This is a genomic window from Chryseobacterium sp. (assembly GCF_008014695.1).
In the GTDB taxonomy this organism is placed as follows: domain Bacteria; phylum Bacteroidota; class Bacteroidia; order Flavobacteriales; family Weeksellaceae; genus Kaistella.
In genome coordinates, this window is sequence record NZ_VOXE01000003.1 from 196,450 (window position 1) to 222,329 (window position 25,880).

Consider the following 25,880-nt stretch of genomic DNA (forward strand, 5'->3'; position numbering starts at 1 on the left):
TTTCAAGGAATTATTCCTTTACATCATTAACAAATAACTTTAAACAAATATATTATGTATCCAGAAGAATTAGTAATGCCCATGAAGGCAGAACTTACCGATAAAGGTTTCAAAGATTTAACGACACCGGATCAGGTAGTTGATGCGATCAATGAGCCGGGAACTACCCTGCTGATGATCAATTCAGTTTGCGGCTGTGCTGCAGGAGCTGCAAGACCGGGAGCTGTATTTTCTTTGACAGGAGATAAAAAGCCTGATCATTTAACGACTGTTTTTGCAGGATTTGACGGCGATGCTGTTTCAGAAGCCAGAAAATTTTTAGCACCTTTTCCACCGAGTTCACCATGTATCGCACTTTTCAAAGACGGCGAACTTGTTCACATGCTCGAAAGACATCATATTGAAGGAAATCCGGCCGGTGCAATCGCGGCGAACCTTCAAGCTGCATATGACGAATACTGCTAACACCAGATTTAAATTTTAAAAAATTCCGTTCTGACCTGAACGGAATTTTTTGTTTTCGACAGGTCGGCAAATGTCTCCATAGTTTTTATTATATTTGTCCCAATGGCAACTAAAGCGCTTTTCAATACCGTGGTGAACTGGTTTATCCGTCAACGGATCGATCAGATTCAGAACTTCATGAAACACCCGATTGAAACGCAGAACGGTGTGCTTTTTTCCCAATTGTATCATGCTGAAAATACGGAGTACGGGAAAATCCACGGCTTCAGTTCCATTTCCAGTTATAACGATTTCAAAGAGCGCATTCCGATTGTCACTTATGAGGATTTTGAACCTTATATCGAGAAAGCCAGACAGGGAAATCCGGACATCATCTGGCCCGGTTACATCCGGAAATTTGCAAAATCTTCTGGTACAACGAATGCGAAAAGCAAATTCATCCCGATTACTGATGAAAGTCTGGAAGACTGCCATTTCAAGGCTGGTAAAGATCTTCTGTCAATTTATGCCAACAATCATCCTGAAAACACGCTTTTCCTGAATAAAAATTTAAGACTAGGAGGCAGTTCTGAACTGTATGAAGATTTCAATACCAAATTCGGCGATTTATCGGCGATTATGATTGAAAACCTTCCCTTCTGGATCGAAATCACCACTACCCCAAGCAAGAAAATCTCCCTGATGTCGGAGTGGGAAAGCAAGCTGAAAGCCATTGTATCTGAAGTAAAAAATGAGGAAGTCGGAAGTCTGACCGGTGTTCCGAGCTGGATGCTCGTTTTACTGCAGCGCATCCTGGCCGATACCGGAAACAAAAACATTGCTGAACTCTGGCCAAACCTTGAAGTTTTTTTCCACGGCGGCATCAGCTTTAAACCGTATAAAGAACAGTACCGGAATATTATCGGGAAGGACATCAACTACTATGAAATTTACAATGCATCCGAAGGTTTTTTCGGCATCCAGGACCAGTCCGGAAGCGACGAAATGCTGCTGATGCTCGATTACGGGATTTTTTATGAATTCATTCCGATGGATAAATTCGACCGTAGTAATCTGCAGGCCATTCCGCTGGAAGAAGTGGAGATTGGTAAAAACTATGCGATCGTCATCACCACAAACGGCGGACTTTGGCGCTATCTGATCGGAGATACCGTAAAATTCACCTCGCTGACTCCTTTCCGTATCAAAATATCAGGACGAACGAAACACTACATCAACGCTTTTGGGGAAGAACTGATGATCGATAATGTGGAAGCTGCACTTGTAAAAGCCTGCGAAGGAACTCAGGCTTCCGTTTCTGATTTTACAGGAGCGCCGGTTTTTATGAAAGACGGAGAAGGCGGGGCTCACGAATGGATTTTTGAGTTCAGCACCCCTCCTGAAAACCTTGATCTTTTCACGGATCTGTTTGACAGCCATCTAAAATCCATTAACTCGGATTACGAAGCAAAACGGTATAACAACATGACCCTGAAAAAACCCATCGTTCACGTAGCGAAACCACATTTATTCTACAGCTGGATGGCGGAACGCGGAAAACTCGGCGGACAGAATAAGGTTCCGCGCTTAAGCAATGACCGCGAATACATCGACCCGCTTCTCAGAATGAACAGGTAGTTAGAATAAATTCTTATTTTTTCTTCAGATCTTCCTTCACTTTTTCAGCGCCTTTTTCTACTTTCTCTGCACCTTTCGCGGCGGCTTCTTTTACATCTTCACCGGCTTCTTTCAGTTTTTCTCCGGCTTTGTCGGCAGCGTCATCAATTTTTTCGCCGGCGGTGTTGAGTTTATCTTTGGCCTTATCAACAGTATTATTGATTTTAGCAGAGTCCAGTCCTGAAGATTTTTCAGTCTCGATGGTTGTAGTCGTCACACTTCCGTCCGGATTTTCGGTGGTTTCGATTTTGGTTTCGGATTTTTTACAGGAAAGAAGGGTTAAAAACACAATTCCTGCAGCTAAAAATAATTTCATTGTTTTAAATTTAAGACATAAAATTACGGATTTTTCCTGGCTTCCGTTGTTTTTGCTTCTGTCGTTACAGAATTTCTTTTTGCTTTGGTTTCTGCAGCAATCTGCTTTTGTTGTTACTTTTTAATAATTTTATGGGAATAATTATTTCCGAATTGATCTTTCAAATAAAGTATGTAAATCCCTGATTTCAGACGGCTTATCGACATTGATTTTTCATCAAGCTTAGTCTGTAAAACCATTTTACCGCTCATATCATATATTTTTGCTTCCACAGGAATAAAATCGCTTTTTGTATTGAAATTGATTATATCATCGGCAGGATTTGGGTAAACCGTAAACAATCCTTTGTTATTCTGAATTTCATTGACTTTCAGGAATGAGCCTTCCAGTACGAATAATGTTGAATTGGGAGTGACATTGTTAATAACGTCTACTGTTCCTGAAGGCCATTTCACTACTACTTTTGTAATGGTTGTGGCCTGTCCGATTCCGAAATGGGTATTCAGGGTATTCATATTTTGAAATCCTACTCCGCTCTGTACATCGCGAATCTGTTTTCCCCAACTTCCATAGATTTCTATTCTTGCTCCGATTCCATTTCGGTTACTTTGTACTCCCTGTAGCGTAACTTTTAACCATTTATTTGTATTTCCATTATTCATCAAAACATTGCTGCCATTCTGAATATCCAGAAATCCGTCATTATTCAGATCTCCGATTGGCCGGTCATACAATGAAAGGTTGTAGGAATTGGCATTTGGGGTAAATTTAAAGGTTCCGTCTCCAAACATAATGTTATTGTTCGCTCCCAAAACATCTAAAAACCCATCATTATCAAAATCGTATGCTACATATTCTCTGCTGGTTGCTGATGTTATATCATATCCCGAACCCGTAGAAAGATCAGTGAAAGTTCCGTCGCCGTTATTCTTCATCACTTTACTCAGTCCGTTTGAAGTAGAATTAATTCCTATAACGGCATCCATCCATCCGTCATTATTAAAATCTCCCCACGCAGAAGACCAGGTTTGTGTCGGGTTTGCCATATTTGCCGTTGCCGCTACATTGGTGAAAGTTCCGTTTCCGTTATTTTTGTGAAGTTCATCAATGTTTCCCCCCGGACCTGATCCTCCCCCACTGCATTTTGCAATGTATAAATCTAAATCTCCGTCATTATCATAATCGATCCAGATCGAACCATAATTTCCGCCTGAAGGGAAGTCACCCAATCCTCCCTGGTTATGATTCAAATTGGAGCCGTCATTGAGATAAAATCTGTTTGGTGAATTGTCATCACAAACAAATGCGTCTAATTTACCATCATTATTAATGTCTATAAAATTGGTGCGCTGTACTAAAAAAGACTGAGGCTTTTTCTCAGAAGTATAACCAGTTCCTGCAGAATTTGCTTTCACAAAAGCAATTCCGCTTCCTGAACCGTACATCAAATCATTAAAACCATTATTGTCAATATCTCCCGCAGAAATGCTCCAGCTTGGTGTAACAACAGTGCTTGGAATGGTGTAAGAAACATTGTTAAATCCACCTCCGGGCTGTTGGTATGAAATCACAATTTGCGTAGCGCTTACAACTGAAACGATATCATCACGGTAATCGCCATTCATATCTACAATACAATTATTTAAGATTCCGGCAACGGTTACGGGAGTATTGGTAAATGAAAGCCTGTCTGCAGGAACTACTACCTGACTTAATGTAAAGTTAAATCCTAAACTCGACCACCTATTGTCAAAAGCGATGTAATAGGTAGTACCGGCTGTTACACCAAAGGTTGCCTGCGCAGAATAACCTGAAAAGTCATCATTGGATGCAACACAGGTAAGAGATCCGCAAGTCCCCGAATAAACGATTACTCTGGTATCGACATTCTGCCCTGAGATTACTGTGGAAACTGTAATATTTCCAGTTTGTGTTGCGGTGTATTTATACCACAACCCTGCTGTACCTGCGGGATTGCTTAATCCACAAACAGATGTAGGAGGTGTTCCTGTAACTGCGGGTGCTGTATGAGTACCCAATGAAAGAGTTACTGCTGTACTGCATGTCAGCTGAGCCATCGCCCAGGTTACGTTCAGCAGTACAAGAAGAAAAAAGATTTTTTTATTCATCGTTTAGTCTTTAAATTAATTTAATTGCAGGGCTGGGTCATAGAATCGATCCATTGCTGTATGAGGAAAACTCCGTCGTCATGCACAACTGTTCTTCCCAGTAGAGGCATTCTGTTACTTTCATCAACGGAAGAAAGCCTGAAATTCATGACTGATTTACTATGATTTCCAGGACTAATGATCTTTTGTATAGATGAATTTACGGGTTCATCTGCCGTTACACAAACGCCCAGATTTGTCAGGTTTGCAGTCTGGCTGAAGCTTAAACGAATTGCGCGATAATCACAACGGGCATTATCCTGATGACAATGCGCACAATTTACATCTAAATAAGAACGCACCCTTAAGTCCAAAGGTTTGCTGGTGTCTCTATAATCTACTGTAGAAACGATGTTAGAAGGATAACTCACTAAATATCCTTCATCAACCAGTTTCTGGAGCTGATTTTTAACACCTTCCGGATAGATGTGGGATTTGTTTAAGTTTTGTGGTTTTACGCCAATAGGAACGGGTTTATTATCTAATTTGTGACAGGCATAACACTCCGATTCAGAAGGAATTCTGTAATCTGTTGTGATAATGTCATTATTTTCTTTTTTAAATGTGATGGTTTTGGAGCTTCCGCTTGTAAAATCACTTCCAGTAACCAATGTGGCTTCTGTCTGTGAATCGTTCCAAAGATATTCTGCAAAGGTCCAGCCACTTGACTTCTTTATCATTAATCTTGTTTCGATAATTTTTGTCGTATTGTTTGGCTGAATGGTAGTATAGTAAAAATTCTTAATAAGAACAGTTCCTACCGGAAAATTAAGTGTTTTATTATCTCCGTCGAAAGTAGATTTTGTTCCTTCCGGCATCCAGATAAATCGCTTTTTCAATGCATAATCTGTAAATAATGAACTTGAAGGCTCATATGGAATCACTTTGTGGGTAGGTATTAAATTTTTTAAATCCCCAGTAAAGAATGCATAAGTAGATAATTTGTTATACGGAACCTCGTTGATATTGAAATTGACAAACGATGATTGTGTTATTTCGGACATTCCTTCGTCATTTTTACAGGCGGTAAACAAGAGAATACACATGATGCACAACAAATAGTTTTTTTTCATGAAAATAATATTTCGTCAAACGAATTTAAAATAATATCGTCAAACTCAAAAAGATATTTTCTAAAAAAAACAAAGAATCACATAAATAATTACAATAGAAATTTGTAAATATTATGAAAGCATTAGTATCACAGCATATTTATGAGATAATTCACAATCACATCTGTTAAAAAATTTATCCAAAGTTATTTGTTCAGCTCCACTGGCATCTTGTTACGGATTTCCGCCAGAGAATCCTGATATTTTTGGGTTGAAACCCTTATTTCTTGCGCAACATCTGCAGAAATGGCACCCTCAGAAAAAGAATCTACTGCCATAGTATCATATTGAATAACGGCTTGCTCCTGATTAAAACTGGAAGATTCAGTCTTTTTATTTTTCCCGCAGGAGAAAATAAGTATGCAGCCAAATAGGAATATGTATTTCATTTTTACTCAATTTTAAATTCCGCAATAACCGGATAATGATCGGAAATCTTAACGTTCCTGTCAACACTGTAACTCACCGGCTTGAGTTCCTTTGAACAGAAAACATAATCGATCCTGATCGGGAACTTATAGTCGTGAAAACTCGTTGCGCTCCCATTGCCTGTTTCCACAAAAACATCCTTCAGATTTTTTCCGATCTGATAATATTCATAAGAATTGGGAACCGAATTGAAATCTCCCGCTACAATCACCGGATACGGCGAATCTGCAATGGCTTTCTGAATGACCAGAACTTCTTCCTGATGGATTTTAAAACCCGGAATCAGCCTTTTCAGAATGTATTTGACGGTGGTTTTGTTCTGATCAAAATCCTCCGTGGGTTTCACTTTACCTTTATCGAAGGAAAACGGTGTTAAGTACACATTAATCAGGCGGATGATCCTGCCGTTACATCTAATATCAGCAAAGAAAGCATTTCCTACCCCCTCTGATTCCAAATGTTCCTGTTTAAGAATTTCGGTTTTGGAATTGAGGCAAACCAAAGGGAAATCTGTGGTGTGATATTGATAGCCTGGAATTTTCATTTGCTGCGACACCTCCTGATTCAGAATAATGTCGGCACCTGAATTTTTTAAATAGTCTTGGATCTTATCAATTCCAAGGGTGCCCCCCTTGATGTTGACGGTTACAATTTTCAGATTTGGCGTTTCCGCACTTTCTCCGCTGTAATTGATCCATCGCCTTACTGGCATTATTAAAAGCAATGAAACTGCAAGGAAGATTAAGGCTCTTTTTTTTCTGAGCAGCATCCAAAATAAAATGAGCGCAACATTCAGCATCATCAGAACAGGAAAAGCCAGCGAAAGGAGATTGAACAAAGGAAATACTTTCGGTGTCACATAGGCATTTGCGATCGTTCCCAAAAGCAAGGCAATCAGAACAAAATGCGCGACTGTTATGAGGAGACGGAAAATTTTCACTTAGTTAATTCTGAATTGATTGTTTTTCCAGTATCTCGCCATTAAAAATCCGGCAACTGCACCACCAATATGCGCAAAATGGGCGATTCCCCCCATTGAGCCACTGAAACCAAGATAAAGGGAAATAACGATAATTCCCGGTAAAAGATATTTTGCTTTTATGGGGAACGGAATAAACATAAAAAAAAGTTTTGAATCAGGAAAAAGAGTCGAAAACGCTGCTACAACTCCGAAAATAGCTCCGGAAGCGCCCATCATAGGAATGCCGTAAATATCTTCCGGATTTGCGCCCTGCATGATTTCAAAATAATTCCAGGCACAGTTCAGAAAGTACGCGGCAATTCCGCTCGCAAAATAGAGCAGCATATATTTTTTCTGCCCCAGGACTTGCTCCAGCACGGGACCGAAACTGAACAGTGTGAGCATATTGAAAAGGATATGCGTAATTCCGATTCCCTGTCCGAAAGGTGCGTGCATAAACATATGCGTAATGACCTGCCAAATTCTGAAATAGGGAGATCCAACATAAAATGCAGAAAAAATTTCGTACAGTTTGGGAAACATGACAAAATTGGAAATCAGATAAAGCAGGACATTCAGGACAATGATATTTCTGGTAATGGGCGTAAGTCTTGGAAACATAATTTAAAATTTATTTTTTAATTCATCGAGGGGCATCTCAATGAAACATCTTTTCCCTGACGGCAAATATTCGGGGAAGCCAAGTAAGGTAAAGTCTCTAATCACCTGTTCCGCATCTATTTTATAAATGAAATCGAAACGCGATTTGCTCTGGATCTTGCTCCATTTATTGTTGTAAAAGTTCATGAACTCTTCTTCACTTCTGTACTCCAGGATTTCGAAAAGTTCTTCGAGAAATTTCATGACCTGGGTTTCCTTTAAGCCTTCCGGAACAGCATCAATTCTCAGAACATGATCGTTGGCAATAACCATTTCAAAACCCAGTTCAGGCAGAAATTTTTTAATGGAGCGGAACTTGTTTTTCTCCGTCTCATTCATGTGATATTCAAGAGAAAAAAGCAGTGAATGGCTGTTTCCGGAAGGTTTTTTATTCGCATTCCTTTTGCTCACGACCAAACGGTGCATCCTTCCCAGATCCAACATGAGTGTTTTTCCGTTTTTGTTGAAAAGCCAGTAGCCGTTCGGCAGGCGCATAAGGTCCTCATCAAAATCCTCTTCTTCAAAAAGGTTGATTTTAGACGGTTCCGGCGAAAGATTCTGGTGATAGATTTCCGTCATCGCCATTTTTTCTCCGGCGGAATTTCTTTCTTCAATAAACGGATTATAGTCTCTGTCAACCGTAATTTCCGGAGCCTTGAAATTGCCGCCGCTGTTTTTCTGATGAACAAAAGCATCGATGCTCGTATCTCTGTCGAAGTTCAGGCTTGGCGCCACATTGTAAATCCCCAGAGCTCTTTTGATCGTTGAACGGACCAATGCGAAAATCAGATTTTCATCTTCAAATTTCACTTCGGTTTTCTGCGGATGAATATTGACATCTACTTTTTCGGGATCAAGCTCCAGAAAAAGAAAAAAGGTGGGGATATAACCCGGCAAAAGCAGTCCTTCAAAGGCGTCCTGAACCGATTTGTTAAAATAAGCGCTGCGGAAATACCTCCCGTTCACGAAAAAGAACTGTTCGCCGCGCACTTTTTTCGCGCCTTCCGGCTTTGCGACAAAACCGTTGAGTTTTACCCACCCCATATCTTCCCTAATCGGAACCAGAAGGGGCTGGAGTTTTCTTCCGAAAACCTCAATAATGCGCTGCAGCAAAGTAGATTTGCGAAGTCTGAAGACAATATCATCATTATGGAAAAGTTCAAAATCAAGATTCTCGTGAGCCAGGGCTACCCTCTGAAACTCATCGATGATATGACGGAACTCTACATTATTGTTTTTAAGGAATTTCCTCCGCGCCGGAACGTTATAGAACAGGTTTTTCACCAAAAAATTGGAACCTTCGGCAGTCTGTACTGGTTCCTGAAACTGGAAACTCCCGCCTTCAATATAAATATTCGTACCGTTTTTGGCGTCTTTGGTCTTTGTTTTCAGTTCGACCTGAGCAACGGCAGCAATAGAAGCAAGCGCTTCGCCGCGGAATCCTTTTGTAGAAATCCTGAAAATATCTTCGGTCGTGCTTATTTTTGAGGTCGCATGTCGTTCGAAAGCCATTCGGGCATCGGTAGCGCTCATTCCACTGCCGTTATCCACTACCTGAATCAGGTTTTTCCCCGCATCACGGATGATGAGTTCAATTTTTGTGGCGTGCGCATCGATGGCATTTTCCATCAGTTCCTTTACGATGGATGCAGGTCGCTGCACCACTTCACCGGCGGCGATCTGGTTGGCTACATGGTCCGGCAAAAGTTTTATGATATCTGACATCTTTCTCTAATCCCACAAAAATAACGATAAGATTCGGGGTTGTGAAATAATTTAGATTCTATTTTGTCCTGCCTTTTTTATCTGTAGATTTAAGGTAGAGCTATTATTTCTTACAGAGGGCGTGTTAAAACAAAAAAAGCATTGCAATCAAATGATTAACAATGCTTTTTTAAGTACCCCGGACGGGACTTGAACCCGTACGTCCTTGCGGACACAGGATTTTAAGTCCTGCGTGTCTACCAGTTCCACCACCAGGGCGAGTAGAAGTGAGCGAAAAACGGGATTCGAACCCGCGACCCCGACCTTGGCAAGGTCGTGCTCTACCAGCTGAGCTATTTTCGCAAAAAATTTTAGTAGTGCGGATGAAGGGACTCGAACCCCCACGCCTCACGGCACCAGATCCTAAGTCTGGCATGGCTACCAATTACATCACATCCGCAAAAAACTTCTTCTCTTTTTTAAGTGAGTGCAAATATAAAAACTTTTCCTTTTGCTACCAACTAAATTTGCAACTTTTATTTTTTTGCTAAAAAGATTTGCCGCTGCTTTTCTTTATGCTTCTAATTTATTACTTTTACACCTCATTAATCTACAAACTATGGAATTACAAGGAACAATAAAGAAAATATCTGATATTCAGACTTTTGCCAGCGGCTTTCAGAAACGGGAAATGGTGATTCTTACGGAAGAGCAGTATCCGCAGCCCATCAATATCGAATTTCTACAGGAGAAAGGCGACCTTCTGAATACTTTTAAAGAAGGCGAAAAAGTGAAGGTTCAAATCAATATCCGCGGCAGAGAATGGACTTCCCCCCAGGGAGAAGTGAAATATTTCAATTCCATCACCGGCTGGAGAATCGAAAAAGCAGATGCTTCAAATGATTTCAACGAACCTACAGAAGCAAAACAGTCCGAAGCAAAACCTTCATCTACAGCAACCGATGTTTTTGCTGAAGAAGATGACGATTTGCCTTTCTAAACCTTCCTATATAAAAAACATAAAAATCCTGCTTTTCCGAGAGCAGGATTTCATTTTTAAAAAATGATTTTCCTGAATCCCAATGAAATTTCTTTTCCGGACCCTGAATCTACAGTGTCCGAAAGCGGCTTGATGGCCATTGGTGGTGATTTATCTCCTGAAAGACTCCTTTTCGCTTATCAGATCGGTCTTTTCCCGTGGTTTAATGAGGGCGAGGAAATTCTCTGGTGGTGTCCGGATCCGCGTTTCGTGATTTTTCCGGAAGAATTGAAAGTCTCAAAATCGATGAAGAAAATCCTGAGGGATCAGATTTTTACTTTTACGGAGAACAAATGTTTCCGGGAGGTAATGGAAAACTGCAGGAATGCTTACCGCCAAGATCAGGACGGCACATGGATTTCCGAAGAACTCGTGGAATCCTATACGAAACTGCACAAAGCCGGCTTTGCAAAAAGTATTGAAGTTTGGCAGGGCAGTGAACTGGTGGGCGGATTTTACGGCGTGCAGCTCGGCAGAGTTTTCTGCGGCGAAAGCATGTTTGCAAAAGTCAGTAACGCGTCTAAAGCCGGATTCATTCAATACATTCTGAAAGAAAAAGAACATATTGACCTTATCGACTGTCAGATCCATTCGGAACATCTGGAGAGTTTAGGCGCCAAAATGATTTCCAAAAAAGAATATTTACAAGTTTTAAAAAGAAACAATGAATCCTGAAAAAGAAAAGTGGCTATTGCTGGGATTGCTTTCCGTCATCTGGGGCTCTTCCTTCATCCTGATCAAAAAATCGCTGGAGCATTTCAATCCGTATGAAGTGGGCGCTTTGCGCGTACTCATCGCAGGAATACTGTTGCTTCCTTTCGCCATCATCAACATTAAAAAATTTCCGAAGAAAAATATCAAATGGCTGATTCTTGCGGCAATCACAGGAAATTTCGTCCCAATGTTCCTCTTTCCGATTGCGGAAACGGAGGTGAGCAGCAGCATTGCGGGAATCATCAATTCGATGATGCCTATTTTCGTGATTATTGTAGGGGCTATGCTCTGGAAATTCAAGACGACAAAAAGACAGATGACCGGAGTCGCCATCAGCTTCGCAGGAACCTGTATTCTGGCTTTTTCAGGCGGCGTTGGCGGTGAGTTTAAGTTAATTCCGATGCTGCTTTTGCTGCTCGCCACACTTTGCTATGCCATCAGTACAACGACGGTAAAATCCAAACTTGGGGATATTCCGGCTAAAATTTTATCGGCATATGTATTTTCCTTTGTTTTGATTCTTCCTTCGATCATTGCGTTGATACTGGCAGGATTTTTCAAGGATCTGGAACCGGGCCGGGATCTTTATATCGGATTGGGATTTGTGAGCCTGCTCTCGGTTTTCGGAACCGGTCTGGCGATGATGATGAATTACAGGCTTCTGAACATCTCAACTCCCCTTTTTGCATCCACCGTTACTTTGCTGATGCCTGTTGTAGCAGTGATTTGGGGAATTCTGGACGGAGAAAAACTCACACTTTTGCAGGGCTTCGGAGGATTTGTTATTTTGGCAGGATTGATTTTTCTGCGGGCTAAACCTTTGGTTAAAATCTAAAAAATGCGCTCAAGGCGCATTTCAAATTATTTCTTTCTTGATTTTTTCTTACCAGCCTCTTCTTTAATAAAAGGATATTTCTGCTGCATGTCTTCGAGCAGATTCGGATCAAGTTCCAGGGCCGTTGCCAATGCCTTGTTGCCGTCTTTCTTGTTATTCATGTGGAAATAACAGTTGCTCAGCTGATAAAAAAGTTCCGCCCTGTGGTGAATTTTAGTGGCTTCTTGAAGAACCGTAATGGCTTCTTCGAATTCACCAATCAGCATTAGGACTTCAGAATAAGCATACCAGTTATAAAACCTGCCGGTTTCGAAATCCACGAGCTTTTTCAGACACGTCAAACTTTCCTCGAATTTGCCGGAATCGATGTAAAGAAAAGCGAGTCTTTTCTGGTATTCCAGATTGTTTTCGTTCAGAGAAACCGCTTCCATGGCAAAATGCAGGGCTTCCTTCATGCCGCCCATTTCTTCATAGATGTTGCTCTGCTCCATCATTGAAAGATAAAACTGCGGATCTTCTTTCACCGACTTCTGAAAAGCATTCAGCGCCGGAATAAGCTGTTTGTTCTCTTTGTAGCAAAGCCCGATCTTATAAAAAGTAAATGCTTTGGTATATTCAAGTTCCAGCATTTCTTCGTACACCTCAATTGCTTTTTGCCATTCTTTCATAGCTTCGTAACATGCCGCTTTATTGGCAAAGACTCCAACCGACTGCGAATTGATCGCCAAAAGATAATCAAACCCTTTAATCGCCTGTTCGTAGTTTTTTTTGTTGAAATAAAACTGCCCGTATTCATACCACGCAGTTTCTGAAAACGGATAGCGGTCGAGATAACCATTCAGAAAGTCCATGGCTTCTTCCCCCCTTTTCAGCTGGTTGTAGCATACCATGACATTTTCCAGAGAATATTCGTCCTGCGCATCGAAATTAAGAGCAAGTTTATAATGTTTAAGCGCGTTAAACGGATCTTCAAGATTGATGTACTCATCTGCAATGAAGTTATGCAGGAAATTTTCTTCCTCTTCAAGTTCCAGGGCTTTTTCACAGTATTCGATTGATTTCCTCGGGTTTCCCAGATTGGAGTAATACTTTGCGCAGCACACCAGAAAATCTGTAATTTCCATAGAGGATTCTTTCAACTCATTGATGAGTTCTTTGGCCTGAGGATAATTCTCTAGCTCCAGTAAAACCTCCAGCTTTTTGTTTTTAAGTTCCAGGGAATTTGGATGCAGTTTAAGCGCATAATTAGTGGCCATTTCTGCAAAATTGATATCCCCAAGCTCTAGATAATAGATGATAATGTCCTCATACTCTTCGGTTTCGAAGTAGAGTTCCACATTATTTTCCACCATTTCCTCAAACTTTTTTACGAGTTCGTTGTCAAAAAATTCTTCCAATTTATTATCTCGGTGTCTTTGCAATGTCTGAAATTACTTTACAGACCTTGAAAAAACGTTTTATTAAACAATACTAAAATTAATAAAAAATTTAAATTAAACCAAACTTTTTATTTTATCGATCATCCGGTCTCCCAAATCATCAGCTTCTTCCTGAGAGAAGGCTTCGGTATAAATCCTGATAATGGGTTCCGTATTCGACTTTCTTAAATGTACCCAGGTGTTTTCAAAATCTATCTTTACGCCGTCAATTGTGGAGACGTCTTCGTTTTGATACTCTTTTTCCATTTTGGTTAAAAGGGAATCCACATCAATATCAGGTGTGAGTTCAATTTTCTTTTTACCCATGAAATAGCTCGGATACGTTGCCCGAAGTTGCGATACGGTCTTATTTTCTTTCGCCAAGTGCGTTAAAAACAATGCGACTCCAACCAAAGAATCCCTTCCGTAATGAAGGTCCGGATAAATAATTCCGCCGTTTCCTTCACCACCAATGATGGCATTTTTCTCCTTCATTAAAGTCACTACGTTTACTTCTCCAACAGCGCTCGCGAAATATTCAGAATCATGTTTTAAGGCAACATCCCGTAAAGCGCGGCTTGATGATAAATTGGATATTGCTGCGCCCTTGCAGTTTTTAAGCAAATAATCAGCCACGGCAACCAACGTATACTCTTCTCCGAAAAGGTCACCGTTTTCATCCACTAAAGCGAGCCGGTCAACATCCGGATCAACAACGATTCCCAAATCTGCCTGTTCTTTTTTTACGAGTCCGCAGATATCACCTAAATGTTCTTTCAGAGGCTCCGGATTGTGCGGAAACTGACCGTTTGGTTCGCAGTAAAGCTTGATCACTTCACAGCCAAATTTTTCAAGCAGCTGCGGAATGGCAATTCCTCCGGTTGAATTAACAGCATCAACGACAATTTTAAATTTTTTAGCTTTAATCGCCTCCGCATCTACCATCGGCAGATCCAGGATTTTCTGAATATGAATGTCGAAGGCATCATCTCTTGTTTCGTAACGTCCCAAATCATCCACCTCAGCATAACTGAAATCCTCATTTTCGGCTAAAGCCAAAACTTCCGCGCCATTTTCACCGTTTATGAATTCGCCTTTTTCATTCAGCAGTTTCAGGGCGTTCCACTGTTTTGGATTATGAGATGCTGTCAGGATAATTCCACCGTCTGCATTGAGCTCAGGAACCATCACTTCAACAGTTGGGGTTGTGGAGAGTCCAAGATCAATCACATGAATCCCCAAACCCTGTAAAGTTGCGGTCACGAGTGAATTCACCATTTTTCCGGAAATTCTTGCGTCACGACCCACAACAAGTGTTAAATCTTTCCTGTTTTTAATATTCTGAAGCCAGGTTCCGAATGCGGAAGCAAATTTTACCACATCAAGCGGAGTCAGATTTTCATTGACTTTACCACCAATGGTACCGCGGATTCCTGAAATACTTTTAATCAAAGACATAGCCTTACTTCTTTAAATTTTTGCAAAAATACGAATAAAAAAGGAGAGGAAATAAATGCGTCAGGAACACCCGCAATCCGAATCGCAGCCGGGTTTTCCTTTTTTGAATTTTTTTGGGGAGAAATTCTTCCGGATGATTTTGAAAAGAGCATATCCCGCGAAAATAACAATTGCCGCAACTAGTAGATACTGTAAAATAATTGAAGTTTCCATCGCACTATTTTAGGATCTGATAAACAATGAGTGAAGCCAAATATGCAATTCCCGACATTCCGAGGAGCTGTGCCACTGTCCATTTCCAGGATTTGGTTTCCCTGTATACTACAGCCAAAGTTGAAACACACTGCATGGCAAAAGCGTAAAAGAAAAGAATTGAAACTCCAGTTGCAAAGTTAAAGACTTTTTCGCCGTTCGGTTTCACATCGTGACGCATTTTATCGATCACTTTTCCTTCTGGCGCGTCGTCATCGAGGCTGTAAAGCGTCGACATTGTGCCCACAAATACTTCCCTTGCCACAAAACTGGTCAGAATTCCAACTCCCATTTTCCAGTCATAACCTAGCGGTGCAATAGCAGGTTCTATCGATTTTCCCATTTTTGCCAGATAGGAATTTTCGAGTTTAACATCAGATGCCAGCCATTGACCAGATTTATGATTGGGCCCGAAATAACTGAAAAACCAGATTAATATACTCACAATAAAAATGATTTTTCCGGCGCCGGTTATAAATTCCCAGACTTTTTCAAGCATCAGTCTGAAATCATATCCGAAAAGAGGCATTTTATACGTCGGCAAATCCATCACAAGGAATGATTTGCCTTTATTTTTAATGAATTTCTTTAAAACAATCGCCGCCAGTAAAGACATAAAAAATCCTAAAAAATACATCGCCATCAACGCCAGTGCTTTGTAACTGATTCCGCCGAAATATTCATCGGGAATGATGAGCCCAATAATGATACTGTACACTGGAAGCCTTGCGGAGCAGGTCATAAAAGGTGTTACCAAAATGGTAATTAGTCTTTCTTTTACATTTTCGATGTTTCTAGTCGACATGATCGCCGGTATAGCACAAGCAGTTCCGGAAACGAGCGGTACAATGCTTTTTCCGTTCAATCCGAACGGTCTTAAAAACCGGTCCATGAGGAAAATAACCCGCGCCATATATCCCGAATCCTCTAAAAGATAAAGGAAATAAAGCAAAATCCCGATCTGCGGCGCGAAAATGATGATTCCGCCCAGCCCGGGAATAATTCCGTTTGAAATAAGCGAATTGATAGGTCCTTCTGGAAGCGCATCCTTTGCAGTGTTCGAAAGCCAGAGAAAAGTACTGTCAATCCAGTTCATCGGGTATTCCGCTAAAAAGAAAACACTCTGGAAAATCAGCAACAGAATAGCTGCGAAAATAAAATAGCCCCAAAACCTGTGAACGAGAACTTTATCCAGTTTTTCGGTGAGGAGTTCTTTAAACTGTGGCTTTTTTGATAAAACTTTTGAGATGATCCGGTCGATATTCTGATACCTTCTGATGGTTTCCTGAGTCTGAAGTCTTTTCGGAACCAGACATTTGGCATCTTCATAGTTCATCTGATCCCGTACAGATTCCAGCTTACCGAGATAAGTATCTGAGGAAAGCAGGGTCCAGACTTTATAATGATTGCTCTCTGCAGTATTGGAAAGTATCTTGAAAATCAAGCCCTTCTGTTCTACCGGAATTTCGAAGGAAATTTTATCGGATTTTAAGAATCCGGAACGGAATATTTCTTCCCGGAGTTCATCAATTCCCAGATTCTGTTTGGCATTGGTCTGCAGCACTTTAACACCCAATTCTTTGGACAGTTCCTCAAGATTGATGTTGATGCCGCGTCTTTCTGCCTGATCAATCTGGTTCACCACCAATAGAATGGGAATTCCTAAATCCTGAATCTGTTGAAAAAGTAACAAACCTCTTTTGATGCTCAGTGCTTCAAGAATATACACCACACCGGCGTAATGATGCTGTTCTTCAATTAAAAATTTAGAAAAAATGGCTTCATCTTCGGAGGTCGGATAAACACTGTAGGAGCCCGGCAAATCAATTATTTCAACATTTTCATCTTTATAATCGTAGTTCCCGGAATGGCTGGCTACGGTTACTCCGGCATAATTGCCGGTTTTCTGCTTTTTATTACAGAGCAGGTTGAAAACGGTAGATTTTCCGACATTTGGATTTCCGACAAGAAGTATTTGTTTTTTTTTAGAAGTTTCCTGCATGTTCATCACCTTAATCCATTAAAAATTGAAAATCAGCTTAAGGCCTCAACAATGATGAAGCGTGCTTCTTCCTCGCGAAGTGCAATTCTGCTTTTTTCATCACCGAACTCTATATAAAGTGGCCCTTTAAACGGTGCCTGATAAAGAATCCTGAAAGCGGTTTCCGGTAAAAGTCCCATTTCAATGATTTTGTTCGGCATTCTGAGGTCTTCATTTTCGTAGCCCACTATTTTCCCGAGTTTGTCTTTCGGGAAACAGCATAATTTATCTGAAATGTCTCTTTTCAATAGGAAGAATTTGTGGAACAAAGATAGTTATTTAAATTTAATCTAAATAAGCACTTTCTGGATACATGACTAATTTCATATAAAAAATCCGGAAACATTTCTGTTCCCGGATTCACAATATAATTTAGCTGATATGAATTTAGTTTTTCTTTTTTCCTGAGGTCGGCTCCGCATCAATTTCTATAGGATTGGTGTTCGCATCATAAAAATCACGCATCATTTTTTCCTGCTGTTTCACCATTTCGCCGATAGTCGTATCGCTTCCGGGCATTTTCTGGGATAAAACTTCAGGTTTTAAATAAGGTCTAGCTGAAGCCATTGGATCTTTTTTGAAATCTCCAAAGGTTTTATTGAATTTTTCTCTGGAAACTTCTACGGGTTTTCCACCATCACCTCCGGGCGAAATACTTTCAGCATAAGAGACTTCTTTAAAGTTTTCAATTTTTTTATTTCCTCTCAGTTCCCACGAATAGTTTTTGGCATCATCTTCAATTTTCACGATCAAACCGGGAAGCCCGTAAAATTTATAGGGTCCGTCCTGAAATGGAAGATCTGCAGAAAACCATGCGGTCCATTTTCTTCCACCGAACTCTGTGGTGGCTTTCTGAGTATTGTAAGTGCCTACTTTCTCTTTTTCATTCTGAATATTCCATTTGAACTTCACCTCATCATTGTAGGCAATGTTCATCGGTGTGAAGCCATTGGCGATCCTTTCGATATAAAGAATTTTCATATCAGGATACATTTTATAGATTTTTTCGGAAAACTTCGGCATTTTAATCGTCTTTGAAATATCCTTAAACGTTCCCGATTTCTGCATTGCCTCTATCTGAACTTTAAGAATGGAATCCTGAGCAATTAAAGTGTAGTCGCGGTATATTGATTTTTCTTTCGTAATGTCCAAAATCATGATTACCTTTTCAGTAGCCTCTACGCCTTTTTTAGGTTTGAACGTGAGTTCATAAAAAAACCGGTTTGCTGTTTCCTGTGCATTCACAGCGAAGAAGGCAGTAAGCAAAAACAAAGTAACTATTCTTTTCATTTTTTAATTATTTACTGTATTAGTTCAGAAAGGCACCAGATTGTTACAGAAATTTTATGAAAATTTTAATAAATAATTTATTTAAAAGTGGCGCCGGAATTTTTAACTTTATAAAAAAATTATGGATTCTTTACCACATCTAAGAAAAGAACTGCAGCAGGAGTATGAAACCACTAAAAAGTTCTTTGACCTTTTTCCGGAGGGAAAAAACGATTATGCTCCACATGAAAAAAGCATGAAACTGATGCCCCTTGCCACGCATGTTGCCGAAATTTTCGGGTGGCCTGATTTTATGCTGAAAACGGATAAACTTGATTTTGCAGCAGGTGATTATCAACCTACTTTTTTAACCACAAAAAAGGAACTTCAGCAAAAATTTGAAGAAGATTATGCGAACAGCAAAAAAGCGCTTGAAAACATCACCGAAGAGGACTTGAACGGTCGCTGGACGATGCATGTTGGTGAAAAACAGCTTGCAGATTATAACAAATACGAAGCGATAAGGGTGGCGCTGGATCAGATCACGCATCACCGCGCCCAACTTGGTGTTTATTACCGTTTGCTCGACATTCCGCTTCCCGGAAGTTACGGCCCGACTGCAGATGATGAAGTTTTTAAAAATACGTTACAAAGAAGCCCCATAATTTGAGGCTTCTTTTTTTATGGTTTCAGTTCTATTTTGTTGTTGTTGGCCGCCATTTCTTCGCGGGCCGCTTTCTCCATTTCTCTTAAAACATCTTTTGGTTCCGAAATCTCCTTCCCGTTGATGTTGATTTTTACTTTGGAATTGGGGCGGTTAAGCATTTCGCGCATTCCCTGCACCGGATCATTTTCGTGCTGTTTAAGCAGCTTTACGTACTGTTGACGGTTCACTTCAAGGGGTTTTTTCCTGAGCAGAGGGATGTCTTTCCCTTTGGTGTCCAGTTCTTCCTGTTTGGTTTCCGGAATTTTTTTAATTCCTTTCAGTTCCATATTATGACTTCCTGTCTCGTCTGATATTTCAACGATCAGCCCGGGAAGTCCAGAGAATTTATACGGTCCGTCCTGAACAGGAACATCGGTTGTAAACCAGGCGGTCCAGTTTCTTCCGGTAAAAGTGGTTGCCGCTTTCTGGACGTTAAATTCACCCAACTGCTTTTTCTCGGGCGAAATTTTCCAGACCGGTTTCCTGTCTTCCAGCACTTTATAGGAGTCGTTGCCGATGGAGGTCACTAAAAATGTTTTATAATCGGGATAGGTTTTTTCCACCTCATAATCCACCTCCCCTCCATTTCTTTGTCTGGATACCGAAATGCTTTTCATTCCGGATGCCATCTGTTTTTTGATGCTCTCATTGATTATGGAATCGCTTTCAAAAGCACTTTTGCTGTAATATTTTGAGCCGTTTTTATGAATATCGAGATACATCCATTCTTTTTTCAGACTGTCGGTTTTTGTAGAATCCGGCCTAAATCTGTATTCATAGATCACTCTGCTGTTCTGCGCTGAAAAAAACAATGAGAACAACACAAAAAGAAGTGCAATTTTTTTCATGAATTTTTTATTTAAAATTGAATTTTACTGTAAACATGACCTGACTTGGGCGCAGCTGCATTCTTGTAAAACTTTCTGAAGTCGCGTTTACCGAATATCTTTCGAAAACTTTCCTGTTCGCAATATTCATCCATTTCACTTCAAAATCCACTTTTTTTGCTGCCCATGTGTACTGGTAAGACAGATCGTAAAATGCATTTTTGTAGCTCGTCAGATTGGATCCGGAATTGATTTGGTCCCAGTTAAATCCAATCGTATGGTTCTCCACCGGATAAAAATAAGTACTTAAATTATGGTTAAAGCCATTGTTTTTAGAATTATTGAGGAAACTTTCCTGCTCGTTCCACGAATAAGTGAGGTTATAATCTAAACTCATCCATGAGAAATAAGTATTATTGAGTTTAAAACCTACTCTGTTGGAAGTGTTTTTGACTTCGTAAAATTCTTCACCAAACTCCGGAAAAGTGTTGAGAGCATCAGATTGTGATACCGTATTATTGAAGTTTAAGGAAGCGTTGCTCTTAAATTTTGGAAAATATTTCCCGATCTCAACTCCTGCTGTTCTGGAAGTGGTTTGATTGTCGCGTTCTTCAAATTGGGTTTTCGTAAATCCGGAACCGTCGAGAAAAGAATTACCGATAATATTCCGGTCTGAATTGCTGTAGCGGTAACTTACATTGAAGAAAAGGTTGTTCAGTGGATTCCGGTACTCAATCCTTGATCCTGCAGATTTCGAAAATGTTTCGGGAAGCGGATTGGCTGCGCTCATTGCAGACGGCGAAGTGGGACTGGAAAATATGAATCCTGCATAACTGTCGTTTGTACTTCCGAAGTTATAGTTCATGTTCGCGCTTACACTGGCTTTCCAAAAAGAGGCGAATGAATACTGCGCGAAAAGTGAAGGCTCGAAAGTCAGTTTATTTACCGTTTTTGAAACGTTCCTCGCCGGGTCGTCTGCTTTAATATTGTTGAAATTAATGGGAAACTGGGAATAAAGCATCCAGGCATCGCTTTTAAAGTTAATTCCTAAAGAAGCATACGGAACTGCATTCGTAAAAGTAAGGTCGTTCGTGTAATCAGTTCCGTACGGAGAAATAACGCCGTTGGTCACAGTAGAAAACTCGGTATTGAGCTGATCTCTGGAAAAATTTAACCCGACTTCGGGTGTAAACGTCCATTTTTTTGCAGAAAAACCAACACTTGCGGAATGATTGATTTCTAAAGTTTTAATGCGGAGATCCTGGATTACAGAATCTGTGTTTTCAAAAAGAAAATCATCTTCGTCAGTTTTAGTGTTTTCAAATCTCAAATAAGAAGACGGCAGAATTTCCAGCGCCTGTCTGTCGTCCTGATAACTGATGTAAGACATGAAATTCACCAGTTTTTCTTTCCACGGAATAATCGTGCTTAAAGAGTTTTGAAATGAAGAAGTTGGCGACTCTACTGATTGCTGCCCGGTAATGGACGAACTTCTTTCCACATTGGCCCGGTCGGCGTTCCAGAACTGTGAAAAAGTAGTTACGTTCTTAAAAAATCCTTTTTTGGCATTTTTGGTGAAAATCAATTCCCCTTTGGCCTTGTCGGTGTAGAACTTATTTGAAATATTAGTAATCACAGAATTCTGCGCAGCGAAATAGTAATCCTCATTATACGAATCCCGGGTAACTGCATTATTGGTATAGCTGGCGTTGGCTTTTAGTTCCCATTCCTTATTTTTGAAAGGATTGGTGAGGAGGTTTGCGGATAGATAGTGCACATTGTTCATGAGGTATCTTTTTTCCGGCAGGTTTGGTGTTGAGGCGTTTTCAACATTCAGCCAGTCGTTTTGGGAGACATTTCCTCTCCTTCCTTCATATCGGTTTCCGAAAGAAAGGATATTTCCTTCACTTTCCACCTGTTCGCCGTTGTTATTGGTTTTATAGTTGATAACCCACTGGTTTTTCTGCCCGAAAAACATCGGCGTCAGTTTCAGATTCCAAAGCCAGGGATCTCCGAAGCCGGTTCCGGCTTCACCCCTACCGGTCATTGTGACTGATTTTTTAAGCTGAACATTCAGTGCTGCATTTTCTGAAGGCACTTTGTCCTGAAGAATTTTCACCGGCTGGTGGTTTTCCATCACCTCCACTTTCTGCACGGCATCTTTCGGCAATGAGTTGTTGATGGTTCCGTAACCGCCTTCCATTAAATCTTTTCCGTTTACATAGAATTTATTAATCGGTTCGCCCTGATAAAGAACGGTTCCATCCCCATTTACTTCAATTCCCGGGATTTTTCTGAGAACATCGGCAAGGGTGCGGTCGGCTTTGCTTTCAAAAGCTTTTAAATCATAAGAAATCGTGTCGCCTTTTTTGGTGATGAGTTTGGTTTTCAGTTTCACCTCCTTAATTTCAGTGGCTTCAGAATCCATCGAAAAATTAAGGTTCTGGTTCTCATTTTTCACCGATTTGGTCTGAGGTTTCTGATTAAAGGCTTTAACTTTCATCTCCACAGTAGGCTCCGCAGTGGTAAAAGTAACTTTATATTCCCCTTTAGCATTCGAAATTCCATAAGCAATAATGGCATCTTTGCCGGGTTCTTCAACCGTCACACTTGCGCTCGGAACTGCTTCCCCGTCAGAATCCACTACTTTTCCGGTAATGGTCTTCTGTGCAAATGCGCTGGTGGTGAAAAATAAAATCAGAAAAAAAGTAAGCGATTGTTTCATAGTTTTAATTTAAGGTCATGATATTAGTTAAAAAACCTTTTGAATTGTTACAAAACTTTTGAGCTGAAGGACTTGAGAAAATTATTTCATTGATCTGCGTTTTTTTTTCTGAAAGGGAGATTTTAGGATTAATTATTGATAAGGATGATAGCCTGCCTTCTGAACAACGCAAAATTTACGACGGTGGTAAAAAATTTAATACTTTTGACAATTAATATTTTCAGAATATGGGACTTCACTTAAAACCGATCGATGTTGTAGACGATATTTCGCAAGAAGAATTCCTTGAAAAATACCTCAAACCCCGAAAACCTGTCGTGATCCGTAACATGGCAAAGAAATGGCCGGCTTACCAAAAATGGACCCTCGCATATATGAAGGAAATAGTGGGAGACACGCAAGTTCCGCTTTACGATTCTTCAAAAGCTGATCCTGCCGCTCCTATTAACACGCCAACAACCAAAATGAAATTTGGCGATTATATAGATTTGATTCAAAAAGAACCAACAGACCTCAGAATTTTCTTTTTTGATCCCATAAAGCAGGCGAAAAAACTACTTGATGATTATCTTCCTCCGAAAGATTTGATGGGTGGATTCCTGGACAAATATCCAAGCATGTTTTTTGGCGGAAAAGGTTCTGTAACCTTCCTGCATTATGATATTGATCTGGCGCATATTTTCCACACCCATTTCAACGGCCGGAAACACATTCTTCTTTTTGATTATAAATGGAAAGACCGGCTCTATAAACTTCCGTATGCAACATATGCGTTGGAGGATTATAATATAGAAAACCCCGATTTTGAAAAATACCCTGCCTTAGAGGGCGTGGAAGGTTTGGAATGCTTCCTGGAACATGGCGACACCCTTTTTATGCCGACCGGTTACTGGCACTGGATGAAATATCTGGACGGAAGTTTTTCGATTTCCCAGCGCGCATGGGATAAGTCCCTGACGGTAAAAGCCCGTTCACTCTGGAACCTCACCGTGCAGAGAAATGCAGACAATTTCATGAAGAAACTATTGAAGCAGCGGTATATGGACTGGAAAGAAAAAACGGCTATAGCCAATGCAAACTATGCCCTAAAAAAAAATCTGCCGAAAAAATAATTATAGAATCCTGAAAATTGGGTAAAGATTTACACTCCCTTCATAATACTCGGAGTTTTTGTAGATCCACTCCAACTGCGCATTTGCGTCCTGCGCAAAATCGGGTTCTGCAATTTTTTTAAATTCGAAAGCAGTCCTTAAAACCTGGCTTTTTTTCAGCAATTCTGCGGCGGTATCTTCAAAAACATAATCAGAGAAATATTCCTTTTGACCCAGAATCGCATCAAAGAAATTCCAGTTGAAAAAGGAGTCTGTAGCTTCGGGCTCCAGAGTTTCGAGCAGATATTTTACTCCTTCCTGCTTCGTAGAAATCAGAAAATCCCCTTTTCTGAAACTTCTGTGCTGTAATTCGGATATCGTTTTGGTCTCATAATGAAGGTAATGTCCTTCGTAAGGGTTTTTCACTGTTTTAAAATCCGCCATGCGGTACATCTCAATATTCATCGCAGAATCCTGGCCAATTTTCTTCATTTTAATGTTGTTCCGCTTCAGAAATTCAATCACTTTGTATTCGGATTTCGGAATCACATAGTAACGCGGAATTGTAATTTCCTTTGTAGAAACATACTCATCAAAAAACTTCACTTTTCTGTTAAAAGGCTTTGTTCTGTCATAAAACAATCTTGGTTTACCGGAAACTTCACTCGTCTTTTTACCGGCCTCATAGCCTTTAAAATCAATGAGCTGAAACTTTGTGTCATCCAGTTTCCACTGTAAGGTGTATTGATTTCCGGGTTGCAACTGAGTTGAACTTTCCGTCATTTTTTTCTGAATTTCTGACACATTTTTTCCGACAAAATTCATCGATTCCAACATATATTCATACGTCACTCGAACACGGTCTTTGTATGGCTTAAGCATATGGGTTTCCACAACCGTTCCCAATGTATTGAATAGCGTGGTATAGCCCGTCGCATAACGCGGTGAATCCATAAACGCAGGAAAACCTTCCTCAGGAGAATCCCCGTGAATATTCACATAAGGCGTTGTAAGGATTCCCTTTTTTTCTAAATTTTCCAGAATTTCAGGCTGCATTTTCTCGTTGAAATAATCGCCTAATGTTTTCCCCAGTCTTTCTTTATTGGTGGAAATATAGGTAAAAAGATACTGATAATCTGCTCCGTTACTTACATGATTATCAATAAAATAAATCGGTTTATAATAATGAAAGATTTGCTGAAAGCTTTTGGAATTTTCGCTGTCGTTTTTAATGAAGTCGCGGTTAAGGTCATAGTTTCTTGCATTTCCGCGGAAGCCGTATTCTTCCGGCCCATTTTGGTTCGCCCGGCTGTATTTTCCGCGTCGCAGCATTCCGGAAATATTGTAAGACTGCACCGCAGCAATTTTCAGATTGTTTGAGGAGATTTTTCCGGTTGCCAGATCGCGCATGAGCATCATTGTCGCATCAATTCCGTCGGGTTCGCCCGGATGAATTCCGTTGTTAATCAAGATTACAGGGCTTTTTTCATTTTTTAAAGGCGTAAAAACCACCACTTTTATCGGTTCGCCATTGTCATCTGTGCCGAAATTTTTAACAGTAATTGCTTCAAAATTATGGTCTAAATTGTCGTAGTATTTGACCATTTCTTCATAAGTAACCGACTGGTTGCCGTTTCCTTTTTCGAAGGGTGTTTTGAAATTCTGAGCGTAAAGAAATATATTTTGAAGAATAAAAAATAATAGAAGTTTTTTCATAAGAATAAATTTAAAAGAATTCCAAAACCAATAAGGTAAAGGAAACGATGTTAATAATTATTGCATAAAGAATAGGAGAATAGAATCGAAACTCACCTTTTTTCCAAAGGAAGGGTAATATGAATAATTGTGCTGTTGTTAAAATTAGTAAGGGAATTACGGAAAATTCCATCAGAGTGCCAATAACAATTCCCACATTTAGAAATAATCCTACGACTATTTTATAGAAAATGATATATAAAAGTATTGCTGAGTTAAAAATTACCTTTCCATTCATTATACTACATCTTAAAAATCCGCAGAAAATTTTCTACGGAT

Annotated in this window: 22 protein-coding genes and 3 tRNA genes; 7 read left to right on the plus strand and 18 right to left on the minus strand. The window is 40.1% G+C overall.

What is annotated here, in order from left to right; genetic code table 11:
• The first annotated feature begins 54 nt into the window (after nt 1-54).
• Both FUA25_RS08745 and FUA25_RS08750 read left to right on the plus strand, forming a co-directional pair.
• A complete protein-coding gene (locus FUA25_RS08745; RefSeq protein ID WP_147756536.1) occupies nt 55-465 on the plus strand; it encodes a BrxA/BrxB family bacilliredoxin in 411 nt (136 codons plus the stop codon).
• Nucleotides 466-567: 102 nt separating this feature from the next.
• A complete protein-coding gene (locus FUA25_RS08750; protein WP_147756537.1) occupies nt 568-2,082 on the plus strand; it encodes a GH3 auxin-responsive promoter family protein in 1,515 nt (504 codons plus the stop codon).
• Between the two features lie 13 nt (nt 2,083-2,095).
• Here FUA25_RS08750 and FUA25_RS08755 read toward each other — a convergent pair whose 3' ends face one another.
• The 10 genes from FUA25_RS08755 to FUA25_RS08800 all read right to left on the minus strand — a co-directional run bounded on the left by FUA25_RS08755 (nt 2,096) and on the right by FUA25_RS08800 (nt 9,931).
• Nucleotides 2,096-2,437, minus strand: a complete 342-nt coding sequence (locus FUA25_RS08755; RefSeq protein ID WP_147756538.1) for a hypothetical protein — start codon at nt 2,435-2,437, stop codon at nt 2,096-2,098.
• 113 nt (nt 2,438-2,550) lie between these two features.
• Nucleotides 2,551-4,566, minus strand: coding sequence for an FG-GAP-like repeat-containing protein (locus tag FUA25_RS08760; RefSeq protein WP_147756539.1), 2,016 nt, complete (start codon nt 4,564-4,566; stop codon nt 2,551-2,553).
• Between the two features lie 20 nt (nt 4,567-4,586).
• Entirely contained in the window at nt 4,587-5,678 is a 1,092-nt protein-coding gene (locus FUA25_RS08765) for a hypothetical protein (protein ID WP_147756540.1), read from the minus strand.
• A gap of 185 nt (nt 5,679-5,863) precedes the next feature.
• Nucleotides 5,864-6,106, minus strand: coding sequence for a hypothetical protein (locus tag FUA25_RS08770; RefSeq protein WP_147756541.1), 243 nt, complete (start codon nt 6,104-6,106; stop codon nt 5,864-5,866).
• 2 nt (nt 6,107-6,108) lie between these two features.
• On the minus strand, nt 6,109-7,086 hold the full coding sequence (locus FUA25_RS08775) for an endonuclease/exonuclease/phosphatase family protein (RefSeq protein WP_147756542.1): 978 nt from the start codon (nt 7,084-7,086) through the stop codon (nt 6,109-6,111).
• A complete protein-coding gene (locus FUA25_RS08780) occupies nt 7,087-7,728 on the minus strand; it encodes a rhomboid family intramembrane serine protease (RefSeq protein WP_147756543.1) in 642 nt (213 codons plus the stop codon).
• Between the two features lie 3 nt (nt 7,729-7,731).
• Nucleotides 7,732-9,492, minus strand: coding sequence for a DNA mismatch repair endonuclease MutL (gene mutL / locus FUA25_RS08785; protein WP_147756544.1), 1,761 nt, complete (start codon nt 9,490-9,492; stop codon nt 7,732-7,734).
• A gap of 174 nt (nt 9,493-9,666) precedes the next feature.
• Nucleotides 9,667-9,750 (minus strand) — tRNA-Leu (locus FUA25_RS08790).
• 11 nt (nt 9,751-9,761) lie between these two features.
• Nucleotides 9,762-9,834: transfer RNA gene (locus tag FUA25_RS08795), tRNA-Gly, on the minus strand.
• Between the two features lie 15 nt (nt 9,835-9,849).
• Nucleotides 9,850-9,931, minus strand: a tRNA-Leu gene (locus FUA25_RS08800).
• Nucleotides 9,932-10,090: 159 nt separating this feature from the next.
• Between FUA25_RS08800 and FUA25_RS08805 the strand changes: the two genes are divergently transcribed.
• The 3 genes from FUA25_RS08805 (at nt 10,091) to FUA25_RS08815 (ending at nt 12,059) form a co-directional block, all read left to right on the plus strand.
• Nucleotides 10,091-10,471 (plus strand): DUF3127 domain-containing protein, encoded by a 381-nt coding sequence (locus FUA25_RS08805; protein ID WP_147756545.1) that lies wholly within the window; start codon nt 10,091-10,093, stop codon nt 10,469-10,471.
• A 63-nt stretch (nt 10,472-10,534) separates the two neighbouring features.
• Nucleotides 10,535-11,185, plus strand: a complete 651-nt coding sequence (gene aat / locus FUA25_RS08810; protein ID WP_147756546.1) for a leucyl/phenylalanyl-tRNA--protein transferase — start codon at nt 10,535-10,537, stop codon at nt 11,183-11,185.
• The gene (locus FUA25_RS08815) at nt 11,175-12,059 is read left to right on the plus strand and encodes a DMT family transporter (protein ID WP_147756547.1); all 885 of its coding nucleotides are present in this window, start codon (nt 11,175-11,177) and stop codon (nt 12,057-12,059) included. The genes aat and FUA25_RS08815 overlap by 11 nt, the downstream gene beginning before the upstream one ends.
• 26 nt (nt 12,060-12,085) lie before the next feature.
• On the opposite strand, the gene FUA25_RS08820 is transcribed toward FUA25_RS08815, so the two are convergent.
• The 5 genes from FUA25_RS08820 to FUA25_RS08840 all read right to left on the minus strand — a co-directional run bounded on the left by FUA25_RS08820 (nt 12,086) and on the right by FUA25_RS08840 (nt 18,518).
• Complete coding sequence (locus FUA25_RS08820; RefSeq protein ID WP_147756548.1) at nt 12,086-13,456, minus strand: tetratricopeptide repeat protein; 1,371 nt, start codon at nt 13,454-13,456, stop codon at nt 12,086-12,088.
• A gap of 96 nt (nt 13,457-13,552) precedes the next feature.
• The gene (gene glmM, locus FUA25_RS08825; RefSeq protein WP_147756549.1) at nt 13,553-14,935 is read right to left on the minus strand and encodes a phosphoglucosamine mutase; all 1,383 of its coding nucleotides are present in this window, start codon (nt 14,933-14,935) and stop codon (nt 13,553-13,555) included.
• Between the two features lie 217 nt (nt 14,936-15,152).
• On the minus strand, nt 15,153-17,189 hold the full coding sequence (gene feoB, locus FUA25_RS08830; protein ID WP_147756951.1) for a ferrous iron transport protein B: 2,037 nt from the start codon (nt 17,187-17,189) through the stop codon (nt 15,153-15,155).
• 32 nt (nt 17,190-17,221) lie between these two features.
• Nucleotides 17,222-17,476, minus strand: coding sequence for a ferrous iron transport protein A (locus tag FUA25_RS08835; protein ID WP_185146682.1), 255 nt, complete (start codon nt 17,474-17,476; stop codon nt 17,222-17,224).
• A gap of 139 nt (nt 17,477-17,615) precedes the next feature.
• Nucleotides 17,616-18,518, minus strand: coding sequence for a GLPGLI family protein (locus FUA25_RS08840; RefSeq protein WP_147756550.1), 903 nt, complete (start codon nt 18,516-18,518; stop codon nt 17,616-17,618).
• 121 nt (nt 18,519-18,639) lie between these two features.
• Here FUA25_RS08840 and FUA25_RS08845 point away from each other — a divergent pair, with 121 nt between their 5' ends.
• Nucleotides 18,640-19,167 (plus strand): DinB family protein, encoded by a 528-nt coding sequence (locus FUA25_RS08845; RefSeq protein WP_147756551.1) that lies wholly within the window; start codon nt 18,640-18,642, stop codon nt 19,165-19,167.
• A gap of 11 nt (nt 19,168-19,178) precedes the next feature.
• Here FUA25_RS08845 and FUA25_RS08850 read toward each other — a convergent pair whose 3' ends face one another.
• Both FUA25_RS08850 and FUA25_RS08855 read right to left on the minus strand, forming a co-directional pair.
• Nucleotides 19,179-20,051, minus strand: coding sequence for a GLPGLI family protein (locus FUA25_RS08850; protein ID WP_147756552.1), 873 nt, complete (start codon nt 20,049-20,051; stop codon nt 19,179-19,181).
• Between the two features lie 7 nt (nt 20,052-20,058).
• Nucleotides 20,059-22,755, minus strand: coding sequence for a carboxypeptidase regulatory-like domain-containing protein (locus FUA25_RS08855; protein WP_147756553.1), 2,697 nt, complete (start codon nt 22,753-22,755; stop codon nt 20,059-20,061).
• Nucleotides 22,756-22,982: 227 nt separating this feature from the next.
• On the opposite strand from FUA25_RS08855, the gene FUA25_RS08860 reads away from it, so the two are divergent.
• Complete coding sequence (locus FUA25_RS08860) at nt 22,983-23,867, plus strand: cupin-like domain-containing protein (protein ID WP_147756554.1); 885 nt, start codon at nt 22,983-22,985, stop codon at nt 23,865-23,867.
• Here FUA25_RS08860 and FUA25_RS08865 read toward each other — a convergent pair whose 3' ends face one another.
• Nucleotides 23,868-25,562, minus strand: coding sequence for a M14 family metallopeptidase (locus FUA25_RS08865; protein WP_147756555.1), 1,695 nt, complete (start codon nt 25,560-25,562; stop codon nt 23,868-23,870). It lies immediately after the preceding gene.
• Nucleotides 25,563-25,880 lie beyond the last annotated feature (318 nt).